Annotated in this window: 11 protein-coding genes; 2 read left to right on the top strand and 9 right to left on the bottom strand. The window is 51.5% G+C overall.

Going from position 1 to position 13,370, the window contains the following annotated elements:
* Positions 1-19: 19 nt before the first annotated feature.
* The 3 genes from gstA to G367_RS0114800 all read right to left on the bottom strand — a co-directional run bounded on the left by gstA (position 20) and on the right by G367_RS0114800 (position 2,111).
* Positions 20-616, bottom strand: a complete 597-nt coding sequence (gstA, locus tag G367_RS0114810; RefSeq protein ID WP_020413927.1) for a glutathione transferase GstA — start codon at positions 614-616, stop codon at positions 20-22.
* 64 nt (positions 617-680) lie between these two features.
* On the bottom strand, positions 681-1,652 hold the full coding sequence (locus G367_RS0114805) for a glutathione S-transferase family protein (RefSeq protein ID WP_020413926.1): 972 nt from the start codon (positions 1,650-1,652) through the stop codon (positions 681-683).
* 60 nt (positions 1,653-1,712) lie between these two features.
* Positions 1,713-2,111, bottom strand: a complete 399-nt coding sequence (locus G367_RS0114800) for a DoxX family protein (RefSeq protein ID WP_040628926.1) — start codon at positions 2,109-2,111, stop codon at positions 1,713-1,715.
* A 463-nt stretch (positions 2,112-2,574) separates the two neighbouring features.
* On the opposite strand from G367_RS0114800, the gene G367_RS0114790 reads away from it, so the two are divergent.
* Together G367_RS0114790 and G367_RS0114785 are read left to right on the top strand one after the other, a co-directional pair.
* The gene (locus tag G367_RS0114790) at positions 2,575-3,882 is read left to right on the top strand and encodes a cation:proton antiporter (RefSeq protein ID WP_020413923.1); all 1,308 of its coding nucleotides are present in this window, start codon (positions 2,575-2,577) and stop codon (positions 3,880-3,882) included.
* Positions 3,883-3,895: 13 nt separating this feature from the next.
* Complete coding sequence (locus tag G367_RS0114785; RefSeq protein ID WP_020413922.1) at positions 3,896-5,752, top strand: monovalent cation:proton antiporter-2 (CPA2) family protein; 1,857 nt, start codon at positions 3,896-3,898, stop codon at positions 5,750-5,752.
* 45 nt (positions 5,753-5,797) lie between these two features.
* On the opposite strand, the gene G367_RS0114780 is transcribed toward G367_RS0114785, so the two are convergent.
* From G367_RS0114780 to G367_RS0114755, 6 genes are all read right to left on the bottom strand, one after another.
* A complete protein-coding gene (locus G367_RS0114780) occupies positions 5,798-7,417 on the bottom strand; it encodes a Na+/H+ antiporter (RefSeq protein ID WP_026305151.1) in 1,620 nt (539 codons plus the stop codon).
* Between the two features lie 113 nt (positions 7,418-7,530).
* Positions 7,531-8,346: a class II aldolase/adducin family protein gene (locus G367_RS0114775; RefSeq protein ID WP_020413920.1), complete on the bottom strand. Its 816-nt coding sequence runs from the start codon at positions 8,344-8,346 to the stop codon at positions 7,531-7,533.
* A 275-nt stretch (positions 8,347-8,621) separates the two neighbouring features.
* The gene (locus G367_RS0114770) at positions 8,622-9,641 is read right to left on the bottom strand and encodes a zinc-binding alcohol dehydrogenase family protein (protein ID WP_020413919.1); all 1,020 of its coding nucleotides are present in this window, start codon (positions 9,639-9,641) and stop codon (positions 8,622-8,624) included.
* A 193-nt stretch (positions 9,642-9,834) separates the two neighbouring features.
* Entirely contained in the window at positions 9,835-10,680 is an 846-nt protein-coding gene (locus G367_RS0114765) for an alpha/beta fold hydrolase (RefSeq protein ID WP_020413918.1), read from the bottom strand.
* A gap of 24 nt (positions 10,681-10,704) precedes the next feature.
* Complete coding sequence (gene glmS, locus G367_RS0114760; RefSeq protein ID WP_020413917.1) at positions 10,705-12,534, bottom strand: glutamine--fructose-6-phosphate transaminase (isomerizing); 1,830 nt, start codon at positions 12,532-12,534, stop codon at positions 10,705-10,707.
* 44 nt (positions 12,535-12,578) lie between these two features.
* Positions 12,579-13,352: a DeoR/GlpR family DNA-binding transcription regulator gene (locus G367_RS0114755; protein WP_026305148.1), complete on the bottom strand. Its 774-nt coding sequence runs from the start codon at positions 13,350-13,352 to the stop codon at positions 12,579-12,581.
* Between the last annotated feature and the right edge of the window lie 18 nt (positions 13,353-13,370).

Raw genomic sequence — 13,370 nt, 5'->3', positions numbered from 1 at the left:
GATACCCTGGCAACTGGTCCTACAATTCTTCCTCTTGTAGGGCCTGCTGTACCGATGGCCGTTCCGACATTCGCTTCTGGAACGCCTGCAGCTTGGGCCAGCGCGCCATATCAAACTGCTGGGCTTCCATCCAGCGGGACAGCACATATAAGTAGGCATCCGCCACAGAAAATTCATCGCCCATCAGGAAGTCTTTGTCCAGGCGCTTTTCTATATAGTCGAAGCGTCGTAACAAGCTTTCGCGCGCTTGCTCCTGCTCATCCTTGGCGCCATCCCAGAACAGCGGTTTAAATAATTTATGTACCTCTGCACTGAGGAAATTAAGCCACTCCAACAAGCGGTAATGGGCGAGGCTACCAACTGGCGGAGCCAGGTGCGCATCTGGCTTTTGTTCCGCGAGAAACTGTACTATCGTCGACCCCTCTGTCAGTATTTCCCCACCTTCCAACTGCAGGGCAGGGATGTAACCTTTCGGATTTATCTTCCTGAAGTCATCGCCGTTTTCCATGGTATGTGTCTTCAGATCAACCTTGCACAAGTCCAGATCAATACCCGCTTCAAGCGCGACAATATGTGGGGATAGCGAGCAGGCGCCGGGAGTGTAAAAGAGTTTCATTGCGGTCCTCAGGTAACAGTTGCGCAGCAACCAGCAGTATAGGCGTGCATTTTTAAAACGTTACCTAGCCGCGCCTATGCGGTGCAGCGTAATCCAGCTGTGGTCCCTTTGGCACAATTCCAGTGGGGTTGATATGCAGGTGGCTACCGTAGTAATGATGCTTGATATGGAAGAAATCCACGGTTTCCGCTACTCCCGGCCATTGAAACAGCTCCCGGGTAAATCCCCACAGATTCTTAAAGTCAGCCAGGCGCTGCTTGTTACATTTAAAATGGCCATGATAAACAGCATCAAATCTGATTAATGTTGTAAACAGTCGCCAGTCGGCCTCTGTTACCTGATCTCCAGTCAGATAGCGGTTATTCTGCAGGCGCTGCTCCAGCTGTTCGAGAGTACTGAAAAGCGACTCATAAGCTCGCTCATAGGCCTCTTGGGTAGTGGCAAAGCCGGCACGATAAACCCCGTTATTTACGGTTTCATAAACCACATCATTTGTCGCATCTATATCGCCCTGCAGGTCATCGGGGTAAAAGTCATCCTCGCTACCGGTGAGACGATCAAAGGCACTGTTGAGCATTCGGATGATTTCAGATGATTCATTGCTAACAATACACTGGCGCTGTCTGTCCCACAGCACTGGTACAGTGACACGTCCACTGTAATCACTGCGATTGCGCTGATATAGCTGGTAAAGGTAATCATATTGAAAGAGGTGATCACCACTGCTGCCTTCCTCGGTGTTGAAGGACCAACCATGCTCACGCATAAAGGGGCTGACAATAGAAATATCTATGTAGTCGCGCAGATTTTTTAATGTGCGGAAAATGAGCGTACGGTGGGCCCAGGGGCAGGCGAGTGAAATATACAAGTGATAGCGACCCACCTCAGCGATAAAGCCTCCCTCTCCACTCGGCCCCGGGGCTCCATCACTGGTCACCCAATTGCGGAGCTGTGCTGCCTCACGCACAAACTCACCCTGGCTTTTACCAGTGTCATACCAGTGGTTGCGCCACTGTCCATCGACCAAAAGGCCCATCACTACCTCCCGGCGCTCTCGTGAGTTACCTCCTAGTCCCTGTTGAAATCAGCGCAGTAACTATTTTTTACGGAACCAGTGGTCCAGACTGAAGCGCCCTGCACCAGCGCAGGCAAGAATCAAAAAGCCGCCGGCAATGGTGATGTTTTTCATAAAGCTGGTCATCTCACCTGAATCTCCGGGAGAGAAGTGCACCATCCAGGCGCTGGCAAGGCAGAAAAGAAACAGAATTATCGCCGCAAAGCGGGTAAAGAGGCCAAAAAATACTGCCAGCCCCCCGAGCAACTCAACCACAATCACCAGAGGCAGTAAAAAGGCCGGGAGTCCCATGGATACCATAAATGCCTCTGTCATTTTATAGCCGCCGATTTTGTTCCAGCCGGCAAAAATGAATATCAGAGACATCAATATTCGTCCTACCAATTTGGAGGTGTCGCATAACGCAGGATGGTTCGCCATAACTTCCTCTCTCGTTACAGGGGAATTACAGACAATGGAATGCCTCCAGTGTAGTTGGGAACTGTTATGGGAGACGGATGCCGCGCATCGAATATTAGTAATAATCAGACTTAACAAGGAAATAGACGCCAAAATATCGACGAAAATCCATAAGTGGCAGCCTGGACAGCTTCTACTCCTCACCTGGGCGCAAAATTGAAAAATGCAGTTGTGCCTCACTGGGGAGCCGTTACAATTGCGCGCCCCTAATGAAGGCGCTGGCCGGCAGTATCCACATGGCGCGCCCCTGCGTAACCCCGGAACCGGAGCCCTCCTCACGGGAAAATCGAGCGGCGCTCGCACGGCTACAATAACGGCACGCTCACAATTGATAAATTTGCCCGCTGAGAGAGCAGGTACCACTGCTCCTTTTTGAGGGTTGGGAGTAATCCCGGAAATTTCACCCCTGGAGTCCACGCACGGCATGGAAGTCTATTACACCTTTTGTTTTCTTGCCGCTGTGTCGGTTTTTCTCGGCTTCCTCAACCAGTACGTTTTGCGCGCGCAAACCACTATCGCAATCACCGCGGGTGCGCTGGCACTGTCTCTTATAGTGACTGGTCTGGGCAAATTGGGTGTGGTCGAACTGCGCACCTGGGCAGATCAACTACTGCCGTTGCTCAACCTGGAAGATATTCTGCTGAAGGGCATGCTGGGATTCCTGCTTTTCGCCGGCAGTTTACATATCGACCTGCTGGCACTGCGTAACCAGAAAATCGAAATTGGCCTGCTGGCGATCGTCGGCACCCTGATTTCTACATTTGTGGTAGGGGCACTGCTGTACTGGTTTCTTATGTTGATTAATATGCCAGTCGCCTTTGTTTACTGCCTGCTATTTGGCGCACTAATATCTCCTACAGACCCCATCGCGGTGCTGGCAATAATGAAAAACCTGAAAGCACCCGAGCAGGTATCTATCCAGGTAGAGGGGGAGTCCCTGTTTAATGATGGCTTTGGCATAGTGATTTTCGCTGTGATCTATGCCCTGGCCTTTGAGGGCGGCCAACCGACTGTTCCCGCAGTCGCCGAGCTATTCATCGTGGAGGCGATCGGCGGTATTTTGCTTGGCCTGATTATCGGCGGGCTTTTTCACTGGTTGATCTGCTGCACCGACGACCACAGTCTGGAATTATTGCTAACCTTGGTGATCCCCACTGCAGGCTTCTCGCTGGCGAATATCCTCGGTGTTTCCGGAGCCCTGGCGATGGTAGTAAGCGGCATTATTATCGGTAACTTCACCCGTGAACGGGGCTTTTCCCGTGTGAGCCAGCATGAGCTGGATAATTTTTGGAATATTACAGAAGATTTTCTCAACGGCTTGCTCTTCCTGCTGGTGGGCCTGTTCCTGATCACCATCGACCTACGACCCGCAGACTACCTGCTAATGGTAATGGCAATTGTGATAGTGCTGCTGGCCCGGGTCATGGCGGTGGGAGTGCCCTTCCTGTACCTGAAGAGGCGCCGTCGCTATCACCCCTATACCAACCGGATACTGATTTGGGGTGGCCTCAAAGGGGGATTGGCTCTAGCGTTGGCTATGTCCATCCCAGCTGGCAGCGCTTTTGTACAAGGGCAGGACCTGCGTTACCTTTGGGTGGTAATGACCTACGGCGTGGTGCTCTTTTCTATCGTGGTGCAGGGCTCTACCATAGCCCCGTTAATTCGCCGCAGCCGAGAGTTTGCCGAGCCCGAAAGTACAGTGGGCTCCAACCAGCAACACACCGCCAAATAGCGATAATTCATCAATGGAACACTCTAACTTCCTCGTAGAAGCCGTCATTTTTATGGCTGCGGCGGTGATCGCCGTACCCATCGCAACCCGTCTCGGCCTCGGCTCAGTACTCGGTTATCTGCTCGCTGGAGTCGCGATAGGGCCCAGTGCCCTGGGCCTGGTGGGCGATGCCAGCGACGAGATGCACGTGGCCGAGTTTGGGGTGGCCCTGATGCTGTTCCTGATCGGTTTAGAGTTACAGCCAAAAAAGCTGTGGCAAATGCGGGGAGCCATTCTCGGTACAGGCAGCGCCCAGCTCCTATTGACCGCTGCCGCTGTTGCCGGGGTAGCCCTGCTTTTATTTGGCTTAGATTGGCGCTCAGCGGTTGCTATCGGACTGATATTGGCACTTTCTTCAACTGCTATTGTTTTGCAATCCCTCAGCGAAAAAGGGCTGCTGAAAACCCAGGGGGGGCGCAGTGCCTTCGCAGTATTGCTGTTCCAGGATATTGCCGTTATTCCCATCCTTGCACTTTTACCACTACTTGCCGGCACTCCCGCCGAAGCCCACGCCAGTGGCCTGAGTGGCTGGCAATATGCTGCTGCGGTGATCGGCACCATTGCCGCTTTTGCGATTAGCGGCCGCTACCTACTCGGCCCATTGCTGCGCCTGGTCGCGGGCAGCCAGGTGCGCGAGATGTTTACCGTTACCGCCCTGTTAATAGTCTTCGCCGCCGCAGCGGTAATGACCTGGCTGGATCTATCACCGGCACTGGGTACCTTCCTGGCCGGAGTGCTGCTGGCGGAAAGTGAATTCCGCCATGAACTGGAAGCGGATATTCAGCCGTTCAAAGGGCTACTTCTAGGACTGTTCTTTATTGCCGTTGGCGCGAGTCTGAACTTCGCCCAGATTGCCGAGAACCCATTGCTGTTGTTCGGCCTTGTCATCACTCTGGTCCTGGTTAAGTTTGCCGTTCTTTTTGGCCTTGCACGCATGATGCGCCTTTCGAAAGGGGAGGACTGGTTATTCGCCCTATCCCTCGCCCAGGCGGGGGAATTCGGCTTTGTGCTCGTCTCCTTCTCCACCCAGATCCAGGTCCTGGATGCCGGTGCCAGCAGCCTGCTGGTTGCTTTGATTGCCTTGACTATGGCACTCACCCCGGTATTGCTATTGATATTCGAACAATTTATCCAGCCACGCTTTCTGGTTGGGCCTGAAAGTCCTGTGGAGGTAGATACCCCCCCACCAGTAGACCATGGCTCGCCGGTAATTATTATCGGCTATGGTCGCTTTGGGCAGATCACTGGGCGCCTGCTCAACGCCTGCGGCTTCGGCACTACTCTGTTAGAGCGCAATGCAGAACAATTGGATCTCGTGCGTCGCTATGGCATAGAAGCCTACTACGGGGACGCTTCGCGAGAGGACTTGCTACGTGCTGCCGGTGCCAAAAATGCACGTCTTGTTATCCTGACACTGAGCGACCAGGCCGCATCTCTCGAAATTATCGCCCAGCTGCAAAAGCATTTCCCGCATTTGATTATTCTCGCAAGGGCGCGCAACCGCATGCACCAATATGCACTGATGGAGGCCGGAGTAAAATATATCTTTCGTGAGACCGTGGATTCGGCACTGGCAATTGGTGAGAAGGCCTTAATATTACTCGGCCTTAGTCCGATGCAGGCGCGTAGAGCAGCACGTAAGTTCAAACAACACGACGAGCGTATGCTGGAGGCTCTATTTCCCTACTGGCGCGATGAAACCCAGCACATAGCCCAAGCCCGAATCTATCGAGAACAGCTGTTACAGGCACTACAGCAGGACAGACGCGACAAAGACCTCCACTTGGATCACTACTGGGAAGAAGCGCAACCAGAGACAGAGAAGCCTTAGGGTTGCCGAGGAGTTGAACGGGTATGGCACGGACCTGGAGACTTTCTAGCCTTTTGACATCAGGCTCGCCTCTACCAAGTCTACTTCCATTACCAACTTGCGATGGAGTTCATCATCGATTTCCCTGCGCACTCTCAGGGTAAAAAGTTGCTTGCGCTCAGCGGCAAGAGCCGCCAGGCGGAAATTACGCTCGACTCGCGCGCGCACCCATACCTGTTCCTCATTTTCATCCTCGCCAGTACTGATACGGCGACGATAGACTTCCAACAGGTGATCAATCGCCTCATAGGCAACATCTTTGTGCTCCCAATGCGCATTGATAGTACTGCGTAGTATTATCAAGCGTTCCTCTGCCGCCTTAGCCGCTGACATCCTTGCACCTCGCTCATCGCCAATCGCTGCCAGTTGCGGTGTATCCGGCAAATGCTTCAGCAACAAGGGAAGTGCAAAACTGGCCAACAACAGTGAAAAAAGGATTACCCCCATGGCAATAGCCAGCGCCAGTTCCCGCCCCGGCAAGGGTGAGCCGTCAGGTAACAGAAGAGGAAGGGAAAAAGCTCCTGCAAGGGTTATCGCTCCCCGTACCCCTGACACAGTCAATACACTGACCAATATCAAGTGTGCTGAAAGTGAGCGTATGCTCCGACGAAAACGGGAAAAATAGAGAGATACCCACACCCAGATAAAACGCAGTAAAAGCAGTACCAAAGATATTGCCAGGATATATAGAGCCACCATGCCGAGGCTGGTATGCCTTGCACCGGCGAGATCAGCCTCTGCCAGTCGAACCAATTGCTCACCGAGTAAAACGAAAATAATCCCATCCAATACCGTTTGCACAGTCTTCCACACAGCGCGGCGATCCATACGTGTCGTGGACATTTCCGAGCCGTGTAGATTAGTGTAATGAGTAGCAATACCTGCCGTTGCCGCTGCCAGAATCCCGGATACCTGTAGGCTTTGACCTGCCATATAAGCGGCAAATGGCACTAATAAGCTCACCAGTATCTGTATTGCAGAGTCCTCACCACCTATTCGCACCAGCCAGCGCAACAAATATCCGCAAATAAAGGCAACTCCGGCTCCAATTGCTATGCCGCCCACTGCAACCCAGACAAAACCACCCACCGCTTGCGAAAAGGAAAAGCTGCCGGTCATCGCGGCTGCCACTGCGAACCGGAAAATATCCAGTCCCGACGCATCGTTGAACAAGGACTCCCCAGCAAGAATATGTTCCAGCCGCGCTGGCATGGCATTACCACCATGCACAACTGAAACTGCAACCGGGTCTGTGGGCGCGAGTATCGCCGCTACAGCAAAAGCTACGGCAACAGGGATGACCGGCACCAGCCAATAGATAAAAAAGCCCATGCCCACTACGGTAAAAACCACCAGACCAACAGCCAGGGTTACAATCAACCCCAAATCCCGGAAAAAAGCACCCTTGGGAATACGCCAACCGGCAAGAAATAGCAGGGGAGGAATAAAAAGAAGAAAGAAAATTTCCGGGTCGAGCGGTATCTCGATACCGAAAACCCCACCTAGGATAACGCCGCCAACAATTTGTATTAATGGGAGGGGGATGGGTAGCGGAAGGATACGAGCGACAATAAGGCTAAGTGCCACCACCAATAGTAAAAGCAGCGCAAGAACGAGATAGTGCATCGCCCACTCAGGATCCTTGAAAGGCTCACCGCATAGCGGCATTTAACCCGACATCCAACGGGCTAATCATTTCAGCCAGTATAGGAAACTGTGAATACCCAATACATGCCTACTTAATCAAACATATCCGGCTGCTCTTCACAGATCACACTATACAAAGGCTGGAAGCTGAATAGCCCAGCCAGTTCTGTACCCACCACTGCACGAGTCCGGATAGCCACTTCCGGGTCAATTAATACTGGTTTTCCAGCCGCTTCGGCCATTAATTGCGCCTGGCAACTACGCTCCATAGTAATATACCACCAGGCCGCCTCATCCACAGTTTTCCCCACAGTAAGCAAGCCATGGTTCTGCAATATCAATGCTTTGTAATGGCTTAGCGCTTTTGCCAGGGCTACTCCCTCTCCCATCTCCAGCACAACACCGGAGAAAGTATCCAAAAGCCCGTGGTCAGCAAAAAAAGCACAGGCATCCTGTGTAATAGGGTCCAACAAACGTCCGAGGGTAGACCAGCTTTTACCGTATAGGGAGTGTGCGTGTGCCGCTGCGACAATGTCAGGACGGGTTCGGTGAATATGAGAGTGAATAGTAAAAGCTGCCCCATTTAAATAACCATTGCCTTCAACCACCTCACCTTTGTGATTGACCAGCAATAATTGCGACATACGTATTTTCTGGAAAGCCACCCCCATGGGATTTACCCAAAAATGATCCTCAAATTCTGGATCCCGTACGGTAATGTGGCCGGCTATTCCCTCATCGTAGCCAAACTTTCCAAATAATCGAAAAGCAGCTGTCAGTTTTCTTTTCCTCTCTTCGCGTATCTGCGCCGGTGGTAATAATGGATCTCCCAGCAACATACTGATGTCGCCATTCATAACCGCAGCATCAATGCCTGTTTTTTTTCTTATTTTTTCTACAGTACTCATCTGCTGGATCTCTCTAATAGAAAAATTCCGAAAGCCGGTTATAGCACGTAATATCTATTTTAAGCGAGAGGAAGTGTTATAACTTTTTTAAAATAAAGCCAATTAAGCAAATGACTTTTATGCCTTTAATTAAGATTTATCTGTCGTGTATTTTTTTGCATAACAACCAAGCTTTTTTGCTGATTAAAAAGTATGGGACATATCACTATGCCCAATATTTTTTAAGAAAAATTTTATCTGAAAAACGCTTTAACGAAAATTATTGTTCCGATGATTCAATCGAATCCCTCCAGGACAACTTTTCCCTTGGCTGCCTGGGATTCGATAAAAGCATGAGCCTTGCGCAGGTTTTCTGCGTTTATTTTCCCAAAATGCTGGCCAAGAGTAGTTTTAATTAACCGGCCATCAATCAATTCAGACAGTTCGCTGAGTAACTGGTGTTGCGCGCCCATATCTTCAGTTTCAAATAGTGAGCGGGTAAACATAAATTCCCAGTGTAACGAGATGCTCTTTTGCTTGAACGCTATCACATCGAGCGAATTGGGGTCATCAATTAAGGCAAACTTACCCTGGGGCTTTATGCACTTTACAATCTCAGCTTGGTGATCTTCCGTATTGTTAAGACTAACGACATAATCGACCTCATCAAGCCCGGCACCTGCCAACTCTTCACTCAAAGGATTATTGTGATTAATTACCTGATGCGCCCCCAGGCTTTCCAGCCAGGCTTTCGTCTCCGGCCGTGAAGCTGTGCCAATTACCGTAAGGTTGGTCAGGCATCGCGCCAGCTGAACCAAAATAGAGCCCACGCCCCCAGCGGCACCTATTACCAGGATGGACTTGCTATTGGCCCCTTTACCCGTCTCTACCTGTAAACGATCAAAGAGCATTTCCCAGGCGGTAATAGCAGTCAGGGGCAGGGCAGCGGCTTCCGCATCAGCCAGGCTATACGGCGCACGGCCAGCGATACGCTCATCTACCAACTGATACTGGGCATTGCTACCTGGGCGGGAAATATCACCCGCATACCAAACACGGTCACCAACGGTAAACTCAGAAACCTCATGGCCAATCTCTTTAACAATTCCTACCGCATCCCACCCCAGAACTTTCCAATGCCCCTCAGCTGGCGTCGCCCTGGAGCGCACCTTGGTATCCACAGGGTTTACCGATATCGCACTAACTTCAACCAGTAAATCTCTCCCAGACACTTTGGGAACCGGCAGAGAAATATCCTGCAGTGATTGAACATCGGAAATGGGCAGGGAATGTTGATAACCTACGGCCTTCATCATGGTGAAAATTCCTACTTATATAGCTTCGTTGAGATGGCTCCATCTTAAGCACCGTTACCCAATAGAAAAACCGCCCAAAAGTGTAAGGAGTTTCAAAAAATATTATAAAGTTCAAGCGGCTAACAAAGCGTTATGCCTTCCCACGAAAGCACAGCGCGACATACCGAGAACGGCCCGGGAAAATTTTTTGGAACTAGCTCAGAAAATCGCGCAACAGCCTATTAAATCTGTCCGGCGCTTCCAGAAACACAAAGTGACTTCCCCCCTCGGAAGCTTCGATAATCTCCAGTCGCGAGCCTCTTATCTGCTTATGAATCCACTGTTGACATTCCACGGGATGGGGACTTGCCCTCCCAAAAATAATCAAAGTGGGTTTTTCAATACGGGGGATAAAATCCCGCCAATCGCGGGTAACATTGTCAACAAATAGGCGTGCCGCCAGTGCGCGGGGGAATTGTAAATTGACCGCAACCAACTCTTCCCTCTGTTGTGAAGTCATTGCAGGGGTCACCATGGACATCAAAATATCCCGGGTGGCCAGCTCTCCACCGGGTCCAATCAAACGGTTGGTAAACTGGTAGAGCCCGTTGGGTGTGATAATTGCCCCGGCATCCAAACACTGCTTTTCCGACCAGCCGGGATCGGCGAGAAGGGCAGCGGGTTCGTCGATAAAGATGAATTTTGAAACCAAGGAATCACCAAACATCTCCAGGTAATTCCAGATAACTGAGGCCCCGGCCGAATGACCGAGCAGGTAGAGTGGGTTTGGCCTTAGAGCCTCAATCAGCTCCTGCAGATCCTTGGCCAAACGCGCAACTCGATAACCATATGAGGGTTTATCAGAGAGGCCATGGCCGCGCATATCCAGTGCGATCACCCTCAGACGATCGCTCAATCCGGCGAGCTGATACTTGAACAGGGCAGCCCCTTGGGACCAGCCATGCAGAATTAATAGAGTGGGACCGGAACCTGCCTGCAGATAACGGAGAGTCACACCATCCGAAGTAGTAAATGCAAACTGCTCAGCAGGTTCATTCATAAGCCATCCGTGGCCATGTGGGATTTACTCTACGGTAACTGACTTAGCCAAGTTCCTCGGCTGATCTACATCGGTGCCCTTCAGTACCGCCACATGATAGCTAAGCAACTGCAAGGGTACTGTGTAGAGAATTGGCGCCAAGCTCTCTGGGGAATCCGGTACTTCAATCACGGTAACCCCCTCCTCACTAGCAAAGCCTGCTTTGGGGCTGGCAAAAACAAATAACTGGCCGCCACGTGCACGCACTTCCTGCAGATTAGATTTGAGCTTTTCCAGTAATTCATTATTTGGTGCCACAACAATTACTGGCATATCCGCATCTACCAGTGCTAGGGGGCCGTGCTTGAGTTCCCCAGCCGGATAAGCTTCGGCGTGAATATAGGAGATTTCCTTAAGCTTCAATGCCCCTTCCAGGGCAATTGGGAACTCGACACCACGTCCAAGGAACAGTGCGTGGTTTTTCTCTGCAAAAGCCTCGCTGCTGTGCTTAACCACCTTATCCAGATCGGTAAAGTCTTCCATCAGCTGCGGCAATTTATGCAGAGCTCCCACTAACTCCGCCTCTCGCTCAGATGAGAGGCCATTGGCCTTGGCCAAGGCAATACAGAATAATTGCAGGGCTACCAGCTGAGTGGTGAAGGCTTTTGTAGAGGCTACACCAATTTCCGGGCCTGCTTCAGTCATCAGGGACAATTCAGATTCACGCACCAGGGAACTGTTGGGTACGTTACAAATGGTCATGGAGGCCAGATAGCCGAGATCCCGAGCCTGACGCAAAGCCGCCAGAGTATCGGCAGTTTCTCCAGACTGTGAAATGGTTACAAACAGGGTACCTGGACGTACTACCGTTTTACGGTAGCGCAACTCACTGGCCACCTCTACGGAACAGGGCACCCCGGCCCAGTCCTCCAACCAATAGCGCGCAACCATACCCGCATGGTAGCTGGTACCACAGGCGACAATCTGCACCTGCTGCACCTGTGGCAAGATCTCTTGAGCGCGAGTACCCAGCGCCTGGGATAACACCGAGTAGTCACCAATACGTCCCGCCAGAGTTGCCGCCACAACTTCCGGCTGCTCAAAAATCTCTTTCTGCATATAGTGGCGATAGCGACCCTTGTCAGTTACGTCATGACCGCCATCGAGCTTGTGCACTGGACGACTAACTTCTTCCCCCTGCCTGTCCCGCACAGAAATACCGCTGCGACGCACCTCAGCAACATCGCCCTCTTCAAGGAAGATAAAGCGATCGGTAACCTGGCGTAAAGCCATAGGATCAGAGGCAATAAAATTTTCCTCAATACCAACACCTAAAACCAAAGGGCTGCCATAGCGCGCACAAGCCATAACTTCCGGCTCTTCACTGCTGATAACAGCGAGGGCGTAGGCCCCCTCAAGCATCTGTGTTGCTTTAGCTACGGCGTCCACCAGACTATGGCCATCTTTACTCAGAGAGTGAATTAGATGTACGACCACCTCTGTATCAGTATCTGAGGCAAATTTATAACCTTTATCCTGCAAGTCTGAACGCAATGCTTGGTGATTTTCAATAATACCGTTATGTACCAGAGCAATATGTCCAGACATATGTGGATGAGCGTTTTCATTGGATGGAACCCCGTGGGTGGCCCAGCGGGTGTGAGCAATCCCCTGATGGCCCTCAGCGGGCTCAGCTTGAAGCTTGGCTTCTAAGTCAGCAACCTTACCCAGACTCTTGCGCAACTGTAGTTCGCCATCATCACTGCGCAGGCAAACTCCCGCAGAGTCATAGCCGCGATATTCCAGGCGGCGCAATCCTTCTAGTAGAATTTCAGTTACATTGCGCTGCGCGAGGGCGCCAACAATTCCACACATGTTTATCTCCTAATAAATCAATTTCTTTTATTTAATTCTGCTGCTCATTTAGCTCTACTGGAGGCTGCAGCACGGATTACCTGCACTCCCAGACCCTCAAGCTGTTGCTGTGCATCGTCACTCAGGCCTGTATCAGTAACCAGGGTATCTACTTGCTCCCATGGCAGTTCCAGGTTTGGAATACGCCTGCCCACTTTGCTGGATTCAGCCAAGACCACGACTTCGCGAGCAACTTCTGCCATCACACGCGATAAACCAATCTGCTCGTTAAATGTGCAAGTACCGCGCTTCAGGTCTATTCCATCGGCTCCAATAAAGGCGCGGTCGAAGTCGTAATCTCGCAACACCTGCTCTGCCACCTTGCCCTGAAACGCCTCAAAATGGGGGTCCCAGGTGCCTCCAGTCATAAGCAGCGTCGGTTCGTTTTCCAGTTCACGCAAAGCATTAGCTACATGCAGGGAGTTGGTCATCACCACCAGGCCGCGCTTACGCTCCAGTTCAGGAATCATTGCCGCGGTGGTGCGGCCATAATCGATCACGATACGGTGGTGATCGGGAATAAGTGCCGCCGCTGCACGGCCGATCACACGCTTAACCTCTGAGGGCCCTTCCTCTACTACCAGTTCCCGTGGCACCGGGATGGCGCCTCCGCGGCGACGCAGTAGCAGCCCATGATTTTCCATAGCGGTAAGATCCTTTCGGATCGTAACCTCTGAAGTTTCGAAGCGTCGTGCTAACAGCTCGACACTAGCCTCTCCCGCCTCATTGAGAAGGCTCATGATGCCGTGTCGACGTTGCTGTGTATTGCGTTTAGACATAAATGGCTATCTTTCATT

The organism is Microbulbifer variabilis ATCC 700307, assembly GCF_000380565.1.
GTDB lineage: Bacteria > Pseudomonadota > Gammaproteobacteria > Pseudomonadales > Cellvibrionaceae > Microbulbifer > Microbulbifer variabilis.
This window is presented reverse-complemented; position numbering and strand designations above follow the sequence as displayed.